This window comes from Mesorhizobium sp. WSM4840 (genome assembly GCF_055811755.1).
Map to the genome: position 1 here is coordinate 1 of NZ_JBVVQD010000027.1, position 19,633 is coordinate 19,633.

At 62.5% G+C, this 19,633-nt stretch carries 20 protein-coding genes and 1 pseudogene; 10 read left to right on the forward strand and 11 right to left on the reverse strand.

Annotated elements, in window-relative coordinates:
• Window positions 1-207 precede the first annotated feature (207 nt).
• Window positions 208-414: a lipoprotein gene (locus AC0L3I_RS27855; protein ID WP_095493413.1), complete on the forward strand. Its 207-nt coding sequence runs from the start codon at window positions 208-210 to the stop codon at window positions 412-414.
• A 52-nt stretch (window positions 415-466) separates the two neighbouring features.
• A complete protein-coding gene (gene lysA / locus AC0L3I_RS27860) occupies window positions 467-1,735 on the forward strand; it encodes a diaminopimelate decarboxylase (protein ID WP_473529015.1) in 1,269 nt (422 codons plus the stop codon).
• 75 nt (window positions 1,736-1,810) lie between these two features.
• Here the strand turns inward: lysA and AC0L3I_RS27865 are convergent, their stop codons facing one another.
• Window positions 1,811-2,113 (reverse strand): ArsR/SmtB family transcription factor, encoded by a 303-nt coding sequence (locus AC0L3I_RS27865; protein WP_192365059.1) that lies wholly within the window; start codon window positions 2,111-2,113, stop codon window positions 1,811-1,813.
• 49 nt (window positions 2,114-2,162) lie between these two features.
• On the opposite strand from AC0L3I_RS27865, the gene AC0L3I_RS27870 reads away from it, so the two are divergent.
• Window positions 2,163-3,104, forward strand: a complete 942-nt coding sequence (locus AC0L3I_RS27870; RefSeq protein ID WP_473488131.1) for a threonine/serine dehydratase — start codon at window positions 2,163-2,165, stop codon at window positions 3,102-3,104.
• Between the two features lie 173 nt (window positions 3,105-3,277).
• The gene (locus tag AC0L3I_RS27875) at window positions 3,278-5,926 is read left to right on the forward strand and encodes a TIGR02302 family protein (RefSeq protein ID WP_473529016.1); all 2,649 of its coding nucleotides are present in this window, start codon (window positions 3,278-3,280) and stop codon (window positions 5,924-5,926) included.
• 560 nt (window positions 5,927-6,486) lie between these two features.
• Here AC0L3I_RS27875 and AC0L3I_RS27880 read toward each other — a convergent pair.
• The 4 genes and pseudogenes from AC0L3I_RS27880 to AC0L3I_RS27895 all read right to left on the reverse strand — a co-directional run bounded on the left by AC0L3I_RS27880 (window position 6,487) and on the right by AC0L3I_RS27895 (window position 9,955).
• The gene (locus tag AC0L3I_RS27880; RefSeq protein ID WP_473488129.1) at window positions 6,487-7,929 is read right to left on the reverse strand and encodes a DUF1254 domain-containing protein; all 1,443 of its coding nucleotides are present in this window, start codon (window positions 7,927-7,929) and stop codon (window positions 6,487-6,489) included.
• 91 nt (window positions 7,930-8,020) lie between these two features.
• Window positions 8,021-8,545 (reverse strand): hypothetical protein, encoded by a 525-nt coding sequence (locus AC0L3I_RS27885; RefSeq protein WP_473488128.1) that lies wholly within the window; start codon window positions 8,543-8,545, stop codon window positions 8,021-8,023.
• 370 nt (window positions 8,546-8,915) lie between these two features.
• Window positions 8,916-9,029, reverse strand: a pseudogene (locus AC0L3I_RS27890) (IS630 family transposase); the annotation flags it as partial.
• A 68-nt stretch (window positions 9,030-9,097) separates the two neighbouring features.
• Window positions 9,098-9,955: a LysR family transcriptional regulator gene (locus AC0L3I_RS27895; protein ID WP_473529017.1), complete on the reverse strand. Its 858-nt coding sequence runs from the start codon at window positions 9,953-9,955 to the stop codon at window positions 9,098-9,100.
• A gap of 281 nt (window positions 9,956-10,236) precedes the next feature.
• Here AC0L3I_RS27895 and AC0L3I_RS27900 point away from each other — a divergent pair, with 281 nt between their 5' ends.
• Window positions 10,237-11,187: a DMT family transporter gene (locus tag AC0L3I_RS27900; protein ID WP_473529018.1), complete on the forward strand. Its 951-nt coding sequence runs from the start codon at window positions 10,237-10,239 to the stop codon at window positions 11,185-11,187.
• 120 nt (window positions 11,188-11,307) lie between these two features.
• Here the strand turns inward: AC0L3I_RS27900 and AC0L3I_RS27905 are convergent, their stop codons facing one another.
• The 3 genes from AC0L3I_RS27905 to AC0L3I_RS27915 all read right to left on the reverse strand — a co-directional run bounded on the left by AC0L3I_RS27905 (window position 11,308) and on the right by AC0L3I_RS27915 (window position 13,256).
• The gene (locus tag AC0L3I_RS27905) at window positions 11,308-11,679 is read right to left on the reverse strand and encodes a response regulator (RefSeq protein ID WP_027153386.1); all 372 of its coding nucleotides are present in this window, start codon (window positions 11,677-11,679) and stop codon (window positions 11,308-11,310) included.
• Window positions 11,680-12,048: 369 nt separating this feature from the next.
• Window positions 12,049-12,591: a hypoxanthine phosphoribosyltransferase gene (gene hpt / locus AC0L3I_RS27910; RefSeq protein ID WP_292424711.1), complete on the reverse strand. Its 543-nt coding sequence runs from the start codon at window positions 12,589-12,591 to the stop codon at window positions 12,049-12,051.
• A gap of 26 nt (window positions 12,592-12,617) precedes the next feature.
• Window positions 12,618-13,256, reverse strand: a complete 639-nt coding sequence (locus tag AC0L3I_RS27915; protein WP_473529019.1) for a hypothetical protein — start codon at window positions 13,254-13,256, stop codon at window positions 12,618-12,620.
• A gap of 192 nt (window positions 13,257-13,448) precedes the next feature.
• Here AC0L3I_RS27915 and ftsE point away from each other — a divergent pair, with 192 nt between their 5' ends.
• The 3 genes from ftsE (at window position 13,449) to AC0L3I_RS27930 (ending at window position 15,891) form a co-directional block, all read left to right on the forward strand.
• Entirely contained in the window at window positions 13,449-14,108 is a 660-nt protein-coding gene (gene ftsE / locus AC0L3I_RS27920) for a cell division ATP-binding protein FtsE (RefSeq protein ID WP_010911739.1), read from the forward strand.
• Window positions 14,101-15,090: a cell division protein FtsX gene (locus AC0L3I_RS27925; RefSeq protein WP_473529020.1), complete on the forward strand. Its 990-nt coding sequence runs from the start codon at window positions 14,101-14,103 to the stop codon at window positions 15,088-15,090. Before ftsE ends, AC0L3I_RS27925 begins: the two co-directional genes overlap by 8 nt.
• A 78-nt stretch (window positions 15,091-15,168) precedes the next feature.
• Window positions 15,169-15,891: a YdcF family protein gene (locus AC0L3I_RS27930; RefSeq protein WP_123148632.1), complete on the forward strand. Its 723-nt coding sequence runs from the start codon at window positions 15,169-15,171 to the stop codon at window positions 15,889-15,891.
• 24 nt (window positions 15,892-15,915) lie between these two features.
• Here AC0L3I_RS27930 and AC0L3I_RS27935 read toward each other — a convergent pair whose 3' ends face one another.
• The 3 genes from AC0L3I_RS27935 to AC0L3I_RS27945 all read right to left on the reverse strand — a co-directional run bounded on the left by AC0L3I_RS27935 (window position 15,916) and on the right by AC0L3I_RS27945 (window position 17,699).
• A complete protein-coding gene (locus tag AC0L3I_RS27935; RefSeq protein ID WP_473488122.1) occupies window positions 15,916-16,548 on the reverse strand; it encodes a pyridoxamine 5'-phosphate oxidase family protein in 633 nt (210 codons plus the stop codon).
• Between the two features lie 12 nt (window positions 16,549-16,560).
• Entirely contained in the window at window positions 16,561-17,031 is a 471-nt protein-coding gene (locus tag AC0L3I_RS27940) for a nuclear transport factor 2 family protein (RefSeq protein ID WP_473488121.1), read from the reverse strand.
• 116 nt (window positions 17,032-17,147) lie between these two features.
• Window positions 17,148-17,699 carry a carboxymuconolactone decarboxylase family protein gene (locus tag AC0L3I_RS27945; protein WP_473529021.1) on the reverse strand — a complete coding sequence of 184 codons (552 nt, stop codon included), beginning with the start codon at window positions 17,697-17,699 and terminating at the stop codon, window positions 17,148-17,150.
• A 107-nt stretch (window positions 17,700-17,806) separates the two neighbouring features.
• Between AC0L3I_RS27945 and AC0L3I_RS27950 the strand changes: the two genes are divergently transcribed.
• Window positions 17,807-18,718 (forward strand): LysR family transcriptional regulator, encoded by a 912-nt coding sequence (locus AC0L3I_RS27950; protein WP_473529022.1) that lies wholly within the window; start codon window positions 17,807-17,809, stop codon window positions 18,716-18,718.
• Window positions 18,719-18,820: 102 nt separating this feature from the next.
• Window positions 18,821-19,615 (forward strand): lysophospholipid acyltransferase family protein, encoded by a 795-nt coding sequence (locus AC0L3I_RS27955; RefSeq protein ID WP_473488119.1) that lies wholly within the window; start codon window positions 18,821-18,823, stop codon window positions 19,613-19,615.
• Window positions 19,616-19,633: the final 18 nt, after the last annotated feature.

The window sequence follows — 19,633 nt, forward strand, 5'->3', positions numbered from 1 at the left end:
AGCAACTCGTCCCATGCATCGCATCTCCAATCGAATCAACGCAATAATCGCACGAATTACGCGATCATGACACTAGTGTGGTTTTGGATTTGAAGTTCCTTAACGCGAATGCCATCAATGACAGGAACTTCAAATCCACCACACTAGGTGCAATGCCAGAAAAACTCGGCTAAAAGCGGCGGGCAAAAGTTTCGGACGGATGGATCGATGACCGCAAGCAGGATTTTGGTGACGCTCGCGCTGCTGGCGGCGCTGGCAACCGTAACGGCCTGCGGCAGGAAAGCCGGGCTCGAGACGCCCTATGAGGCGGCCGTGCAGGCGCGCAAGGATGCACAAAAGGCCGAGCAGCCCGTGCCGCCCGAGCCGGAAAAACCGGTCAAGGACAAGAAGTTCATTCTCGACCCGTTGATCTAGAGCCGATGAGATCGGCCGATCTCATCGTGCTCCAACTTCCGGAACCGCTCTCGTGAACCATTTCGACTACCGCGACGGCGTGCTGCATGCCGAGGACGTGGCGATATCAGATATCGCCGCAAGCGTCGGCACACCGTTCTATTGTTATTCGACGGCGACGCTGACCAGGCATTTCCACGTGTTTGCGCAGGCCTTTGCCGGGCTCGACGCGCTGGTCTGCTATGCCATGAAGGCGAATTCCAACCAGGCGGTGCTGAAGATCCTGGCAAAACTCGGCGCCGGCGCCGACGTGGTCTCGGAAGGCGAACTGCGCCGCGCGCTGGCCGCCGGCATTCCGGGCAACAAGATCCTGTTTTCGGGCGTCGGCAAGACCGCGCGCGAAATGGATTTTGCGCTCTCGGCCGGCATTCTCTGTTTCAACGTCGAATCCGAGCCGGAACTGGAACTGCTGTCGACCCGCGCCACGGCCCTGGGCAAGGTGGCGTCGATCTCGCTGCGCATCAACCCGGATGTCGATGCCAAGACCCACAAGAAGATCTCCACCGGGAGGGCCGAGAACAAGTTCGGCATTCCCTGGCAGAAGGCGCGACAGGTCTATGCCCGCGCGGCTGAACTGCCTGGCATCAAGGTCACCGGTATCGACACCCATATCGGCAGCCAGATCACCGAATTGCAGCCCTTCGACGACGCCTTCGCGCTGCTGGTGGAACTGGTCGGCGTGCTTCGTGCCGACGGGCACGCCATCGAGCATATCGATCTCGGCGGCGGTCTCGGCATTCCCTACCGCGTCGACAACAGCCCCCCTCCGTTGCCGGACGCTTATGCCCAGATCGTCAGGAAGCACGTCGCCAAGCTCGGACTGAAGGTCATGTTTGAGCCGGGCCGGCTGATCGTCGGCAATGCCGGTGTCCTCGTCTCGCAAGTGATCTTCGTGAAGGAGGGCGACGCCAAGAACTTCCTGGTCGTCGACGCCGCGATGAACGATCTGATCCGGCCGACACTCTATGACGCCTTCCATGACATCAAGCCGGTGGTGCAGCAGCCGGCCGCGGCGCCGCGCATGACGGTCGACGTCGTCGGCCCGGTCTGCGAGACCGGCGATTATCTCGGCCTCGACCGCGACCTGCCGCGGCTGAAGGCCGGCGACCTGATCGCCGTCGCCACCGCCGGCGCCTATGGCGCGGTGCAGGCCGGCACTTACAACACCAGGCCGCTGGTGCCCGAAGTGCTGGTCGACGGCGACCGTTTCCATGTCGTGCGCCCGCGCCAGACCTATGACGAGCTGATCGGGCTGGATTCTCTGCCTGATTGGCTGGAATAGACCCATGATCCCGAAAAAGTGGGAACCGGTTTTCGGAAAAGATCATGGTCAAACAAGAATAGATCGTCTGTAGCGCTACAGCCGGTGCTGAATCAGCGCCCTGGTCTCGGCGATCCTGCCCTCGTCGCGGCGATAGAATGTCCACTGCTTGATGCGTTTGCTGCGCAGAAGGCCCGCCTGGGTCAGCACCCGCATATGCTCGCTGAGCGTCGCCTGGGTGATGCCAAGCTTTTCCGCGATCAGCAGCGCGCAGACGCCGTCCTCGACCAGATCGCCATCGGCCTGCGGCGAAAAATGCACGCGCGGGTCCTTCAGCCAATCGAGGATTTGCAGCCTGCGCTCGTTGGCAATCGCCTTGAAGACATCAACCTCTTGCATTTAGCCATTTTGCTAAGTTACTAAGTGATGTCAACCTCGGGAGCAGACCATGCTGAACGGCAATATAATCACCCGCGAACGCATCGCCGCAATGGAGCCGCGCATCCGGCCATTCGTGCGCCACACGCCGGTGCTGCGCGTCGACATGGCCGATTTCGGCCGTCCGCCTCTTGCCGTCGACCTGAAGCTCGAATGTCTACAGCATTCCGGCTCGTTCAAGGCGCGCGGCGCGTTCACCAATCTTCTCGAACGGCCGGTTCCCGCGGCCGGCGTCGTCGCCGCATCCGGCGGCAATCATGGTGCCGCGGTCGCCTATGCCGCCATGCGGCTCGGCCACAAGGCGACGATCTTCGTTCCCGAAGTGAGTCCGCCGGCCAAGCTGGAACGCATCCGCGGCTACGGCGCCGAGCTGGTCGTCGGCGGCGCGCGCTATGCCGAGGCGCTGGCCGCCAGCGAAAGTTTCGCGGAAAAGTCCGGTGCGCTGCAGATCCACGCCTTCAACCAGGAGGAAACGCTTGTCGGGCAAGGCACGCTCGGCCTCGAGATCGAGGCTGACCTGCCGGAGCTCGACACGCTGCTGGTCGCCGTCGGTGGCGGCGGCCTGATCGGCGGCATCGCCGCCTGGTTTGCCGGCCGCATCAGGATCATCGCCGTCGAGCCCGAGGGTGCACCGACGCTCTATCGCGCCTTCGAGGCCGGCCAGCCCGTCGATGCGCCGACTGAGGGCATCGCCGCCGATTCGCTGGCGCCGAAGCGCGTCGGCGAAATGATGTTTCCAATCGCCGAGGCCTTCGTCGAGCGTTCCATATTGGTCAGCGACGACGAGATCATCGCCGCCCAGGCGGCGCTTTGGGACCGGGTGCGAATCATATCCGAGCCGGGCGGCGCAGCGGCGTTCGCAGCGCTCCTGTCCGGCCGCTACGCGCCGGCTGCGGGCGAGCGTGTCGCCGTGCTGGTCTGCGGTGCAAACGCCAATCCGGCTAAATTCTGACGATAATGGAGGCAGTATTGTTCACGTTTTCGGGAACCGCCTCGCCTTCGCCGTGTTTGTTGATATGCTTCGAGTGACGTGCATCTAAAACTTTGAGTCCTTCGCATCCGATTTTCGGGCCGGTGCGATAGATTTGTGAGGTTCGGGTTATCCCGCCCGAGCAGGAAGGGCCGATGACGCAACGACCCACCTTCACCAGCGATCGCAGCCTGGCCGGGCGCCTTGCCCTGAGCAGACTGGCGACGCGGGTCTCGATGACGGTCGAGCGTGGCTGGCCGTTGCTGCTTCCGCTGCTCATTGTCGCCAGCCTGTTCCTCAGCGCCTCGTGGCTCGGCCTCTTCCTTCTGCTGCCCGACGCGGCGCGCATGGGCCTCATGGCAGTGTTCGGCATCGCAGCCCTTGCCGCGCTCTATCCCCTACGTTTCTTCCGGGTGCCGACCAGCGCCGAGATCGACCGGCGCATCGAGGCGGCCAACCAGTTGCTGCACAGCCCGGTGCTGGTGCAGACCGACCGGCCGAGCGGCAGGGAAAGCATATTTTCGCAAGCGCTGTGGCGCGAGCACCAGAAACGCATGGCCGAAAAACTCGGCAACCTCGGTGGCGACCTGCCGCGCACCCGGGTGCCGGAGCGCGACCCGTGGGGGCTGCGCGCCGTGGCGGCGCTTTTGTTGGTCACCGCCTTTGCCTTCTCCTTCGGACCGTCGGGCGGCCGCATCGCAGACGGGTTCAGTGCCCACGCGGCGCGGGACGCCGTGCCGCCGCGCATCGACGCCTGGGTGACGCCGCCGGCCTACACCGGCAGGCCGCCGGTCTTCCTCACGTCCCCAGCCCTCGCCAACCCAGCCCTCGCCGACAATGGCAATCAGGCTGCGCCCACCTTCACTGTTCCGGAAGGCAGCGATGTGTCGCTGCGCGTCACCGGCGGTTCCGGCGAGGAAACGCTGAGCTACGCGGACGCCGACGGCAACGCCCGCACCATCGAGCCGGCCGGGCAGCAGGCCGACGCGGCCAAGCCGGCGGCGGCAACGCCCTCTACGGCAACGCCATCTACGGTGCGCCAGTTTACCGGAAAGCTGACCGCCAACGGCACGCTGACGCTGAACTCGGGCAGTGACGAACTCGGCAACTGGGCCTTCGCAGTGATCCCTGACAAGCCGCCGCAGATCCGCTTCGTCGGCGAGCCGAAACGCGCCGTCAACGGCTCCTTCGAACTCAACTACCAGATCGACGACGACTATGGCGCGGCCTCCGCCAAGGCGGATTTCGTATTGGCCGACCCGCCGGCGCCGAATGCGCATCCGCTCTATGGCCCGCCCGAAATGCCGCTGACGCTGCCGCGCCGCGGCGCCAAGGGGAATGCCGCCAAGACCACGAAGGACCTGACCGAGCATGTCTGGGCCGGCGGCAACATCAAGCTCAGGCTTGTCGCCACCGACGATGCCGGCCATACGGCAACCAGCGAAACCAAGACGCTGGTGATGCCGGAGCGGCCTTTCTCCAACCCGCTGGCGAGGGCCGTGATCGAGCAGCGCCGCGTGCTGGCGCTCGACGCCAACGCCAAGAGCCGCGTGCTCGACCTGATGGACGCGATCACGCTCAGGCCCGAAGACACGTTCGACAACATGGCGCACTACCTCGCCATCATGAGCGCTCGCACCCGGTTGAAGATGGCCGACAATGACGACAAGTTGCGCGACGAGGTCGCCTATCTGTGGGAGATCGCGCTCGGCATTGAGGAAGGCAATCTTTCGGAAGCCGAGAGGCGGCTGCGCCAGGCGCAGCAGGCGCTGCAGGACGCGATCAAGAACGGCGCCAGCGACGAGGAAATCGACAAGGCGATGAAGGAACTGCGCGAGGCGATGAACCAGTTCCTGCAGGAATTTGCCCAGCGCGCACAACAGAATCCAAACGCGCCGCAGATGCAGCAGAACGGCCAGGAACTGCGCCAGAGCGACATCGAACGCATGATGGACCAGATCGAAAACCTGGCGAAATCAGGCGACCGCGACAGCGCGCAGCAATTGCTTTCGCAACTGCAGGACATGATGAACAATCTGCAGGCCGGACGTCAGCAGCAGGGCGGCCAGCAGAACAGCGAAATGCGCCAGCAGATGGACAAGCTCGGCGAGATCATGCGGCGCCAGCAGGAGATGATGAACGAGACCTTCCGCTTGGACCAGATGCAGCGCGGCCAGCAACAGCGCGGGCAGAATCGCGATGAGCAGCTCGGTGAGAACGGTGAGCAGGGCCAAATGGGCGAACAGGGCGAGCAGCCCGGCCCAGGTGAAGACCGCGATCCGCTCGGCCGGCCGAAGCCGATGACGCCGCAGGAATTCGCCGACGCGCTGAAGCGGTTGCAGGAAGGCCAGGGCAAGCTGCAAGGCGACCTCGAGCAGCTGAGAAAAGGCCTCGAAGGCATGGGTCTCGAGCCCAATGAAGGGTTTGGCGAGGCCGGCAAATCCATGGGCAACGCCGAACAGGCGCTTGGCGACAGCGATGGCGACCAGGCCGTCGGTCACCAGGGCCGCGCGCTGGAAGCGTTGCGCAAGGGCGCCAAGGACATGATGAAGCAATTGCAGGCCATGCAGGGCGACGAGGGCGAAGGCGAGCGGGGCGGCCGCCAGCAGAACGCCGACCGCGATCCGCTCGGCCGGCCGCGCGCCACCGAAGGTCCCGATTTCGGCGATTCGGTGAAGGTGCCGGACGAGATCGATGTGCAGCGCGCCCGCCAGATCCTCGAAGCGATCCGCAAGCGGCTCGGCAACGCGCTCAGCCCCGACATCGAGCGCAGCTATCTGGAGCGGCTGCTGGAGCTGAAGTAAAGCTGCCCTCTATATCAGGAAGATCGGCGTGCACGGTCATGGCGGCCGACATCGCCGGGCTGCGCAATTAGGCGACATGCTCTCGAGCGGCGGACTATCACGTCGAACCGTGACGCCGCTCTATCTTTTTGTTTGAGCATCGGATTTTCCCAAACCGGTACCCACCCTCGGGTCAGGCCCGAGGGCAGGCTTTTGGGTCCGATGCTCTAGTGGTCAAAATCCAACGCTTGGTACCCGACCCGAAATACCGCTCTCGACCCTTCTCTGCCCTTCCCTCAGAGAATTTGAACGGGAAGTCGTGACCCGTTGCAGCTTACGCGAAGCAATGAAGCTATGACCGCCCCCAGGGGCGGAAGCCAACGTTCACGATGGTGGTCATTGCAGGCGATAATTTCTCAATCCAATGACATTGTCGCTCGCAGCTTGTCGCCCTCTGCGGGACGTGGCCTATCACGCCGCAGCGAAGAACAGGCCCGACCCACCCGATGCTGGGTCCAGTTGCTGGCCCGGGGTCGAAGGTAAATCCTTGAAAATCCCGGGCCGTGCGTCGAAGACCGGCTTCAGCTCACCTTCTTGACCGGTGGCAGAACCCACGAGCCATCGATGATCGAAGGGGCGCTTTCATTCGGCCAGTAGAGCCGCATCATCAGGACGAACTTGTCCTTCGGAGCCGGCAGCCAGTTCGACTCTTTGTCAGCGCCCGGGGACTCGTTCTGGATCAAGAGATCGACCGAGCCGTCAGCGTTCGCCTGCAGCGGTTGGCGGGCGCTGATGGAATAGCGATTGAGCGGGTTGTCGACGAAGAAATACTTCTCGTTGTACATAGTCAGCGACCAGAAGCCCGAGACCGGAGGCAGCTTCCCCTTCTTGAACTTCAGGACGTATTTCTCCGTGCCCGAATAGGCGCGGCTGATAAGGCCGCTGTCGGACTTCATCGAAGTCGGATACACGGCGTCTTGGGGACGATTTGCACCGAGCCCGATTGCCGTGACCAGGGCGCGCTGAATATAGTTCGTACCATAGATGCCCGTCTTGGTCGTGTAACCCCACCCGTTGATATCCTTCACGTCGCCGTCACTGAACTTGAAGTGCAGCATGATGCGATCGAAAGCGACCTGAGGGATACGCTTCGCAAACGACGGATCGAATTTGCTCTTGTCGAAATCCTGACCGGGCACAATGCCGATCTGGGCCATTTTCTCGACCATCGGCGCATCCGCCTCCGTTGGAGGATTGGTCTTCATCAGCTCACACAGGAGCGTGAAGTACTCGACAGCATCCATCGCATTGACCTGCTCACGAACAGCGGTCTTCATGTCGATCGACGAATCGACCTTGCCGGCCGGCGCAGTCCAGTCGGTGCCGTAGGCGCTCAGAGGAACGAGCTTCACCTCATCCTGCAGCTTATGCACTTCGGCATAGTCCTCCTTGGTGCCGGTGCAATAGATGCGACCCAGCAGCCAGACCAAACTGGTTGGCGACTTGTATTCCTTGACGCCGTCGGGGAGCTTGCCCTCCCAGCCGGGTCCGGTGATTGCGTAGGTTTGCGCGCCCGTCCCTGTCGTGCGTTTGCCAGGAACGTCGAACACTGTCGTCCAACCGTCAAGCATTGGGAACAGAGCGTAACGATCCGCCATATCCGGAAGGCTGACGACCCATGGCTCCTTCCCCACATCCACGAATGCGGTGGTGTAAAGGGTGTCCGCATTGGGAGCGGTCACGTCGGTGAAACTAGCGTCCGGATACGCGCGAAGCTTGATGACGTGGCCCATTGGGCCCTTGGTGCCCTTGGGTTTCGCGACGTTGGTGACGACGCGGCGGGTCATCTCCATGGTGATCAGCGGGTAGCCATAGGTGTAGGCTTCGACCGCTAAGCCGAATTCGTCTGAACCCCCGATCAGATCTGCAACGAAACCTTCGGCATTGCCCGCCGTCGGTCTTAGCGACGTAGCGGCAAGCAGGCCTAAGCCGCCGAGCGAAACTGTGCGACGTGACACGTTCATTTCATCCTCCAGACTTTCCCAGGCCCAGTGACCTGTCCGACGACTGATAGTTGCTAAAAAGGCCTTCGAACTGCCCGCTCGGTTTTCAGGATCAATAGAGCACCGCCCGCCTGAACGATCGCCTTGCCACCCCAGCATACGATAGCGGCGTCAGCGGCATGCCGATGATGTCGATGAAGACCGACACCTCGGAGCCCTTGTCGGGCATCTCTCCGTCGACGAGTTGGACCGTATAAGTGAGGTCGCTGCCGTTCAGTTGTGGGTCCTTGAGGACGACCACGACCTGCCTGAGTTCCTCGCCCTCAATGATCGACAGGTCGGCGTTCGGCGGGTCGGACAGGAAGCTGTCCTTACCTGTGCTCCAGAACGGGACGAAGGCCGCCGTTTTCATATTGCCGGCGACGCGCTCCGGCCGATCCGTGAAGAACAGCGTCGAGGTCGCAATATCCACGAGCGTCAGCTTGTTCGTTGCCTTGTCGTAGGTCATCGCATCGGCGGTCTGGACGAACAGGAAGTCGGCAATGTCGTCGGCCGCCTCGGCAGGCCGCAACTTCAGCGACGTCGCTGTCGCGGCGAGAGCCGAGGCGGCTAGGAGAAGGTTTCGTCGGGTGGTCATTTTGCAATCCCCTCTTTGCCAGATTTGTCCACGAAATCCGATCCCCGCAGTGACGTTGGCGCTTTGCCTGACCTTTGGCAACGTAAATAACCGTATACTACATAGAAAAAACAAGACGCCCGGGATTAGGCGGCGGCAAGGTATCCGGCCCTCCTTAGTCAGTTAATGAAAAACTCGATATCTTTTGAACGAGCAAAATCGCATCGACATTTCTTTGATGAGCGTTCTTTCGCCAACGCCAGTACATTTTTCGGGAGCCAGGCACTTTCACGCTCGGCACCGTCCTTGTAGCCTCCCGCGTCGAAGATTGCTGCCGCGATTCGCGTGATAGTTCGAATCGTTCGGGGCGGTCGTTTTCTTGATCAACTGACAGAGTGATCTCGGCGCGCCAGACGTGCTTCTGGGGCGCATTGCGATCCTTGATCAGCGCTGCCAGGCGCTGGCGATCGGTCGGCGAAACGGTGAGGGATATTCCTGTACGCATGCCGACGACTCGCATGCGCACGCGACAAAGGGAATCCCAAGCTGGACTCTTATGTTAGGCGCATACCACTAGCGGTTGGTGAACGCCTCTCGGATCGCCTCTTGCATGCCGTCGATGGCCTCGCCGGAGGCGTTCGGATTGCGCCGCAGCACCACGTTCGAGGAATCAATGTCGCCGAACCCATCGGCTGCCGTAAGTTCGCGGCAGCCGGCCGGGATGTTGCTGCGCGAGATCGGCGCGATCGCCAGCCCGGAGGTGACAGCGAGCCGCAGGCCGCCATTGGTATCGCTGGTATAGGCGACACGATAGGCGAGACCGCGCTGTTCCAGCGACTTGATGGCGAAATCCTTGCACCAGCCGGCACGGTTGTAGAGTGCGATTGGCACCGGCCGCTCCTCATGCATGTGATGCAGCTCTGACGTCACCCACACGGTCGGGTCATGCATCAGCACCTCACCGCCGGACAGATCCTGCCATTCGAACACCACCGCCAGATCGAGCTCGCCGGCGGCGAGCGCCGCGATCTGCGCACCGGAATGCGCGTAGCGGACGGTGATGTCGACCTGAGGATGGCGCTTGGCAAAGGCGCCGAGCGCGCGCGACAGAATCGCGTGGCCATATTCCTCGGGAATGCCGATGCGCACCGGCCCGCCAAGCGGCGCCGCGACCATCGATGCCGCCGTCTCGTCCAGCAGCGATACGATCCGTCGGGCGTTGACGATGAGCTCGCCGCCGCGGCGCGTCAGCGCCACACCACGCGAGCCGCGCTCGAACAGGCTGTCGCCGACCACATCTTCGAGCTTCTTCATCTGCATCGAAACCGCCGATTGGGTACGGCCGGCCTGCTCCGCTGCCTTGGTGAAATTGCCGGTTTCGGCAACCGCGACGAAGGTGCGCAGCAGATCGCTGTCAAGCGTGGGCTTCATTTGTCCGCCATAAGAAAATCTGATTGCTGGTATCATTCCAATTCGTTTGCAACATGTCAAACGGCGGATAATAGTCGCTTCACCCATTGGATATGCGGCTGCGAAATCGGCCGCGGACCAATCTAGAGTCCTCACTCGTACCCGCTGCCCGAAACGGTGGCGGGTTCTTTTTGATGCATGTCGACCAAAAGTGCGCAGCGGTTTTGGGGCAACGACATGCATAAACCAAAAATTTCCAGGCCCAGCTCTCGGGCCGCACACGCAAGGAGCCGTCGAACGACATGCAGAACCGGATCGTTTTCGGCATGGCAAGCCTTTGCCTCGGCGTTCTGGTGTTCTCGCTCCAGGATCCGCTGATCAAGGCCGTATCGAGCACCTATCCGGTGACCGAGGTGATGGCGATCCGCTCGATCGTCGCCCTGCCCATTCTTCTCGCTCTTGTTCACGCCGATGTTGGGCTCAGCGCGATCTTTTCGAAGCGATTTCGCATGCTGACGATGCGCGCCTTCATCCTGTTCACCTCCTACACGGTCTACTACCTGGCAATCGCCGCCCTGCCGCTTGCCGACGCGGTGGCGCTCTATTTCATGGCACCGCTGTTCATCATGGCGCTTGCCGGCCCTTATCTCGGCGAACGCGTGGCGTGGCAGACGTTGGTCACCGTCATGGTCGGGATGCTGGGCGTGCTGGTGACGCTGCGGCCCGGTGCCGGGCTGTTCGACTGGGCGGCGCTGCTGTCGCTGGCCTCGGCGGTGCTGTACGGCTTTTCGCAGTTGATGGCCCGCAAGATCGGCGACACCGAATCATCCACGGTCATGGCGTTCTATCAAAACGGCGTCTATCTCCTGGGCGCTGCAGCGGTCGCCGGGCTGTTCTGGCTGGCAGGAATAGCTCACGCCACGCATCCGAGCCTCGAATTCCTGGTCAGGCCATGGATCTGGCCGACGCCGATCGATTTTCTGACGATGGCCGCCTGCGGCTTCGTCGCTTCGGCCGGGATGATTCTGTTGTCGCAAGCCTACCGGCTGGCGCCCGCCAACAGCGTCGCCACTTTCGAATACACCGGCATCATCTGGTCGCCGCTGTGGGGTTTCCTGTTCTTTGCCGAAGTGCCGCGATCGACCACCGTCGTCGGCGCCGCCCTCATCATCGGCGCCGGTCTGTTCGCGCTCCATGCCAGCCGGCGCCGGAGCAGCGGGCCGGCAATCGCGGCGACCTGCGATCCCGCCTGACCGCGATTAGGCTTGGATTCTAATGCATGTCGCCCAAAAGTGCGCAGCGGTTTGGGACGACGACATGCATAAAAACAAGAACTTAAAGCATCGCATGAATCCCTTCGGGCGCGACGCGCTTTAGGCAAAACAGGCGAGCGCCTGTTCGACACGCGCGCGGATTTCGGCCAGCGTGAACGGCTTCTGCACGACATCCACAATGACGCCGTTCAATTCCTCGGCGCGCTCGCGCTGGTCGGCATAGCCGGTCATCAGCAAGATCTTCATCGCCGGGAAAAGCGACGCCGCCGCCTTGGCCATTTGGATGCCGTCCATTTCCGGCATGCGGATATCGGAGACGACAAGGTCGTAGCCGCCACGTGCAGCGCGGATCAGGGCAAGCCCTTGCGCGCCGTCGGCGGCGATGTCGATCATATGCCCGGCGCGTTCGAGCGCGCGGGCGGCGAGAGTGCGGACGGATTCATCGTCCTCGACGATCAGGAGCTTTGCCATAGCGGAATGTTGGCGTGGAAAAGTTGACTTTTTCTGAACCGCAACCGCAGTCAGGGAGAAAATCCGGAGCGCGCCGCATCGAAGAATTGCATACAGCGATTTCAAGCCCAGCGCACGGATCGAGCACCAAGGTGTGTTGAGATTCAGGTCAGGCCGAGTCGAAAACAGCGGCTTCCGAGAACCGGAGCGGAGCTTACTTTTGGTACGTGAGCCCGCGCATGATTTCGAAATCGAATTTGATTTCGGAAAGGTCATGCGCAAAATCAGAGTTCTACAGCGTCCTTTGCGCGCCCAAGAAGGCGCGCGGCGCTGTAGTAAGCGCAGGAAGCCGCTGTTTGCAGGCCGGCCTCACCTGAATATCAGCACACCCTAGGCGTCGCCCTTGACGACGCCTACAAACGGCAGTTCGCGAAAGGCGTGGGCGACATCCATGCCGTAGCCGACGACGAAATAGTCGGGGCAGTCGAAGCCGACATAGTCGGCGTTGAGCGCGGTCTGGCGCCGCATGCGCTTGTCGAGCAGCACGGCGATGGCGCAGCTTTTGGCGCCGCGCGACAGCATCAGGTCGCGGGTGAAGGACAGCGTCTTGCCGGATTCGAGAATGTCGTCGATCAACAGCACGTCGCGGCCGGCGACCTCGTTGTCGATGTCGCGCAGCACCCTCACCTCGCCGCTGGTGGTGCCGGCGCCGTAGCTGGAAATAAAGATGAACTCGACCTCGGGCGACAGGTCGACATCGTGCATGGCGCGGATGAGATCGGCAGCGAAAATGAACGATCCTTTCAGCACCGAAATCACCAGAAGGTCGTGATAGTCGCGCTCGGCGATCTCCTTGGCGAGCTCCAGATTGCGGCGGGCAATCGCCGACGCCGAAAACAGAACCTCGATATCCTTGCCGCGCACGACTGGCATTGGCAGCCTTTCCAGAAATGATCGCCCTAGTTGGCGAAGGTGACCGAGACGGTCCTGACCCCGTTTCTAGGCATGTCGAGCCGGCTCGAAAAGCCAAATCTTTCGCCGGGCGCCAGCAAACGGTTGAATGTCTCCAGCGTATAGCGGGTTGTGCGCCTGTCATTGCCGGTGACCCGGATTTCCAGCGGCGGCAACGGCGACGGACTGGCGCCGTCATTCGCGGCCTCGCCAACGACGAACAGGACAGGTTTCGGCCCGGACGCATCGATACGCGACGTAACGCCTGAAATGGTGAGTGCAACGCCCGCTTCCTGTGCCGCAAGAAGAAGCGGCGCCTGGCGCACCAGCGCGTGCCCGCCCGAGACCCAGAAGGCTGCAAACACGGCACTGAGGCCGGCGATCCAGAAGATCGGACCGCCGCGCGCCCGCAGCCGTTCCATCGCGGCTTTCGGCTTGCGCAGCATGTCCATGCCTTCGAGCGATGGCGTGGCGATCACGCGCGAAAACGGCGGTGAAGGGTCCATGCTGGCGGTGCGGCGCGTCAGCACCTCGTAGTCGGCATCGACGATGTCGTCGGCCGGATCACGCATGATGCGTTCCGGCGCGGCCGTGTCGGCCATGATTTCGCCGGAAACCGGGCGCGCGGTTCGATCCTCAGCCATCATGGCCCCAGCACTACGGAACTTGTTCGCTCTTCGTTTCTTTTGCGTAAACGGAAATGGTTAACGCTTCCCCATCGGTACCCCTGTGACGCACCCAAAAAACCTCAGAATTAACCGCCGGTTAACCATGCCGGCCGATGGTCTTTTCTCAGAGAAGGCTGGCTCGTCGCCGCCGCAAGTTTCAGGTCGTCGAACGTGATCCGCTTCGAAAATGTCGGCCTCCGCTATGGCATGGGACCGGAAATCCTCCGCGACATTTCCTTGCACATACCGGAGCGCTCCTTCCAGTTCCTGAGCGGCCCTTCGGGCGCCGGCAAGACGACGCTGCTGCGGCTTTTGTTCATGTCGCTCAAGCCGACGCGCGGACTGATCACCATCTTCGGCAAGGACCGCTCGCGCATCTCGCGCACCGAGCTGCCGCATCTGCGGCGGCGCATCGGCGTCGTGTTCCAGGACTTTCGCCTGCTCGACCACATGACGACCTACGAGAACGTGGCCTTGCCGCTGCGCGTGCGCGGTCGCGAGGAGGCGAGCTACCGCACCGACGTGACCGAGCTCTTGAAATGGGTCGGCCTTGGCGAGCGTATGCATGTGCTGCCGCCGGTGCTGTCGGGTGGCGAGAAACAGCGTGCCGCAATTGCCAGGGCGCTGATCGAGCAGCCCGAGATCCTGCTTGCCGACGAGCCGACCGGCAATGTCGATCCGCCGCTGGCGCGGCGCCTGTTGCGGCTGTTCATCGAACTCAACCGACTGGGCACCGCGGTGGTGATCGCAACCCACGACCTCGGCCTGATGGAACAGGTCGACGCACGGCGCATGATCCTGGCCGGCGGAAGGCTGGATATCTATGACTGACCATTCCGTTCACCATGTCGAAGACCAGCACGCCGTGAAGGCTGCGACGACGCAGCGCGTTCAGCGCAAGATGGCGCCGATCGTGCCGGCGCAGAACATCGCCGGCCGGGCTCTGGTCCTGGTCATCGCCATCATGACGTTCCTCTCCTGCCTGACCTTCGGCGCGGTGACGCTGGTGCGCGACACCGCCTCGGTCTGGGAGAACCAGATCTCACGCGAGGCGACGATCCAGATCAAGCCGGTAGACGGCCTCGACATGGAGGCAGCACTTGCCCAGGCCTCGCAGATCGCTGGCGAATTTCCTGGCGTGAAGAGCGCCAGGATCGTCGACCGCGATGCCACGGCGCGGCTACTGGAGCCGTGGCTCGGCTCGGGTCTCAACATCGACGACCTGCCGGTGCCGCGTCTGATCATCGTCACCATAGACGAGAACAACCCGCCCGACTTCGCCGCAATGCGCGCCGCGATCACGCCGAAACTGCCCAGTGCAGCGCTTGACGACCATCGCACCTGGGTCGACCGGCTGGTGGCCATGGCCCGCACCACGGTGACCATCGGCATCGCCGTGCTGGCGCTGATGCTGTCGGCAACCGTGCTGACCGTGGTGTTCGCGACGCGCGGCGCCATGGCCGGCAACGGCCACATCATCGAGGTGCTGCATTTCGTCGGCGCCGAAGCGCGCTTCATCGCGCGCGAATTCCGCCACCACTTTCTGGTCACCGGCATGAAGGGTGCAGCCGCCGGGGGTGCGGCGGCGGTGCTCGTCTTCATCGTCTTCTCATGGTGGTCGTCGCGCAACATGGCAACGCCTGAGGCAGATCAGGCGACCGCCTTGTTCGGCAATTTCGCCATCGGTTCGGCGGGCTATCTCGGCGTTGTCCTCATGGTGCTGGTCATCGGTGCGCTGACGGCGGCAACCTCCCATGCCACCGTCGTCACCTATCTCAGCGACATCGATGTCCGCCAACCGGACGCGGGGTGATCACGAATAGAGAATTAACGTAACGTAATGTGTGCTTTTTCACCTACTAAACGCCGCATTTCGGGGTTAACGATAAAGATGATGGACGCGCGCGACTCGACCGGAATGGCTGGACAGTTGCCCTTGGTGATTACGCGTTCCCGCGAGCGCGCCAAGCCTAGCCGATTGGCAGGCGCGTTGCGCATCTCCGCGTTCTTTCTGCTCGTGCTGGCAACGCTGTTTGCCGGCGGCTTCGGCTGGTTCGCCAACACCGTCAGCCGTCTCGCGACGCCTACCAATCCGGCAAAAGCCGATGCCATCATCGTGCTGACCGGCGGCCATTCACGTCTCGACGCCGCTATGGGTCTGCTGGCATCCGGCAAGGGCGAGCGGCTGCTGATCAGCGGCGTGCATCCTTCCGCCAGCCGCCGCCAGCTTCAGGTCGCGACCCGCGGCGACAAGAAATTGTTTTCCTGCTGCGTCGATATCGACCGCGCCGCGCTCGATACGATCGGCAATGCCGAGGAAAGTGCCAAGTGGGTGGAAGACCACGCCTATGGCACCGTGATTCTTGTCACCAACAACTATCACATGCCGCGCAGCCTGCTGGAAATGGGCCGGCTGCTGCACAAGGCCAAGCTCGAGCCCTATCCAGTGGTCAACAGCAATCTCGGCAATGGCGGCTGGCTGACCAAGCCGAGGGCGCTGCGCGTGCTGTTCACCGAATACAACAAATATCTGCTGGCGCTGGCCCGCGGCATCGTGCCGGTAAAGCCAACGCCAACCGGCGTCGCGCTGGCCGAGGCTGCTGCGCCGAACTGAGCCGATCTGGAACCGGCAGCGGCATCATTCCTTGACTGTGGCGCTTGAGGCGTCACGCAGACGCGCGTTCTCCTGTTCGAGCCATTCGATACGCTTGTCCCTCTCGGCCAGCGCCGCCGCCACATCGGCCGCTTCGAAACGCTGTGGTATGTGCTGCGGGCAATTGGAATCCCAAGCCGAAACCGTGAACAGGATGATTTGCTCGGGGCGCGCCTTGTAGCCTTCCGGCATCAGCTTCGCCATCAGTTCGGCATCGTCCTCGACGACACGCGCGCTGCCCCAGATCTTGATGCGCTGCCGGTGGGCATAGTCGATCAGGAACAGGAATGCGCGGGGGTTGTCGTCCAGATTGCCCTGGGTGATGAATTGCCTGTTGCCGGAGAAATCCGTGAAGCCGATCGTCCGCTCGTCGAGCACCTTGAGGAAGCCGGCCGGCCCGCCGCGATGCTGGATATAAGGCTGGCCCTCACCATTGGCCGTCGACAGGAAGACGCTGGTCTGCGCCTCGATAAAGGCGGCGAGATCGGGCGTGATATCGGCTTGCCAGCCGCCACGCTCCTCGACACGGGCATAGGCATCACGTGAGCCTTTGCGGGCCTGGATCGCCTTGACGGTTGGCGTAAAGGCGACATCGCTGGTGAAGACGTGAGCATTCATGGAAAGCCTCCTTCAAAGGCCGAGTTCCGTCAGAGAGGGATGGTCGTCCGGCCGGCGGCCAAGCGGCCAATGATATTTGCGGTCGGCCTCGAGGATCGGCAGGTCGTTGATGCTGGCGATGCGCAAGCGCATCAATCCAAGCTCATCGAACTCCCAGTTCTCGTTGCCGTGGCTGCGAAACCACGAGCCGCTGTGGTCGTGCCATTCATAAGCGAAACGCACGGCGATACGGTTGTCGCGGAACGCCCAGACCTCCTTGATGAGCCGGTAGTCGCGTTCGCGATCCCATTTGCGTGTGAGGAAGGTCTGGATGGCGTCGCGCCCTTGCAGGAACTCGGCCCGGTTGCGCCAGCGGCTGTCGATTGTGTAGGCAAGCGCGACCCGTGCCGGATCACGGGAGTTCCAGGCATCCTCCGCCATGCGTGCCTTTTGTGCGGCGGTCTCGGCGGTGAATGGCGGTAGCGGTGGGCGGCTTTCAGACATGGGAACTCCTTGCGATGGGCTAGAGCGGCGGACTTTCAAGTCGAACCGTACCGCCGCTCTATCTCTTTTGTTTGAGCATCGGATTTTCCAAAAAGCCGACACAGTGGTCGCTGAATTCAGGCTGCCTTGCGGGCAGAAACGACAGGAAAGTCGATCTCCGTCCTGGCAACCTCATTGACATAGTTGGTCCAGACATTGAGAGCGACATGCTGGACGATCTCGATGATCTGCGCATCGTCGTAGCCTGCGAGCCTGACGGCGCTGAGATCCTCGTCACCGATATGGCCGCGGTCGCGCGCAATCTTGGCGGCGAAACGCACCGCTGCGGCGGCCTTGGGGTCGTTGGACCCGCCGCCGCGATTGGCGACCATCTCGGCATCGTCAAGCTTGGCGAGGTTCTTGCCGAGATAGGTGTGGGCGGAAAGGCAGTAGCTGCAGCCATTGATCTCGGCGACCGCCAGAGCGATGCGCTCGCGCGTCGGCGCGGGCAGGCGGCCTTTGGCAAGCGCTCCGGACAGACTGAGATAGCCTTCAAGCGCAGCCGGGCTATTGGAAACAAGCCTGAAGAGGTTTGGCACGACGCCGAGTTGCTTCTCGACGGCATGTAACATCGGCTGCGACGCAGCAGGCGCGGCCTCTATGGACGCGGGCGTAGGGATACGGGGCATCGGCATTCCTTCTCATTGATCAGCTTCGCCGCCAAAACATGGCCCCTTCCATCATTCGGATGTAGCTGTCATATTTGCAATTGATCCTTCCAATTTCCGGGAGAAGTATGGATCGCCTCGAGGCCATGTCGCTTTTCGTCGCCGCGGTGGAGGCCGGCAGCCTTTCGGCCGCCGGACGCCGTTTTAGCATCCCGCTTGCAACGGTCAGCCGCAAAGTCTCCGGCCTGGAGCGGCATCTGAAGACGCGTCTCCTGAACCGCTCGACGCGGCAGCTGACGCTGACCGACGCGGGTCACGCCTACCTCGCTGCCTGCCATCGTATTCTCGACGAGGTCGGCGAGGCCGAGCGTGCCGCCGCCGGCGAATACAGCGCCCCGACGGGCGATCTGATCATCACCGCGCCGATCGTCTTTGGCCGCCTGCATGTGCTGCCGGTCGTCACCGGCTTCCTTGCCGCCTACCCCGACGTGGCTATCCGCCTGATGCTCGCCGACCGGATAACCCAGTTGACCGAGGAGCACATCGATCTCGCCGTCCGCATCGGCGAGCTTCCCGACTCGAGCCTGGTGGCCACGCGCATCGGCTCGATCCGGCGCGTTGTTTGCGCGAGCCCGGCCTATCTGGCCGAGCACGGCATGCCAAAGACGCCGAAAGACCTCGCGGCACACAGCTGCGTCACCTTCGAAGGGCTCACCGCTCCTGCCGCATGGACTTTTTCCACCGGCAAGAGCGACCTCACTGTTCCGATCCGCTCACGGCTTCGGGTCAACACCGCGGAAGCGGCGATCGATGCCGCGATTGCCGGCGCCGGGATGACGAGGGTGCTTTCCTACCAGATCACTGCTGCGGTGCGGTCCGGCACGCTCCGCACCGTGCTGGAGGCATTCGAGCCGCAGCCATGGTCGGTCAGTCTCGTGCATGCCGGCCAGGGTCTACTGCCGGTGAAACTGCGCGCGTTCCTCGATTTCGCCGCCCCACGCCTGAAGAAGCGGCTGGTGCAAGCGACGTGGCAGGCCTGACGTACGGATAGCGGGTTCATCAAGTCGGATCGATCTCGCATCGTTTCCTTTTGCTCGCGCTTGGTGTAACCAACGCACACCTCCTCACCGGGCACTTCCCACATGCTCCTTATTCGCTCGCTGGCGTTCAACCTCGTCTTCTACGTCAATCTGATCGTCCAGATGGTCCTCTGGACCCCGTACTATTTTCTGTCGCCGCGCCACCGCGCCTGGTTTGTGCCGAAATTCTGGTCGCGCACCAGCATGTGGCTCTATGACAAGATCGCCGGCACCAAAAGCGAGATCACCGGCCAGGAAAACCTGCCCGAGGGTTCCTTCATCCTGGCGCCGAAGCACCAATCCTTCTGGGACGCGATCGCCTTCTTCCCCCTCCTGCAAGATCCGATCTACATCCTGAAGCGGGAACTGACCTGGATCCCGTTCTTCGGCTGGTACATTTTGAAAATGCGGATGATCCCGGTCGACCGCGGCAGCCGCTCGAAGGCGCTGAAAGCGGTGGTCGCCGCGACTAGGCAGGAGCTGGCGCGCAATCCCCGCCAGCTGATCATCTATCCCGAGGGCACGCGCCGGGCGCCGGGCGACGAGCCGGCCTATAAATACGGCATCGTCGAGCTCTATACCCAGCTTGGCATTCCCGTGGTGCCGGTCGCCCATGTTGCCGGCCTCTACTGGCCGCGCCGGAAATTCCTGCGCTATCCCGGCACGATCAAGGCGCGCTTCCTGCCGCCGATCCCGGCGGGGTTGGGCAAGGAGGAATTCATGGAACGGCTGATCGGCGAGACGGAAGCCGCCTGTGACCAGCTGCTCATCGAGGCGTCCCAGGCGCCAAACCCGCCGCCAATGCCGCCGACAGCGGTAAAGCGGCTGAGGGAACTTGGCTCCGATACCCCGGCCTGAACCATCTGCTTGGTCGGC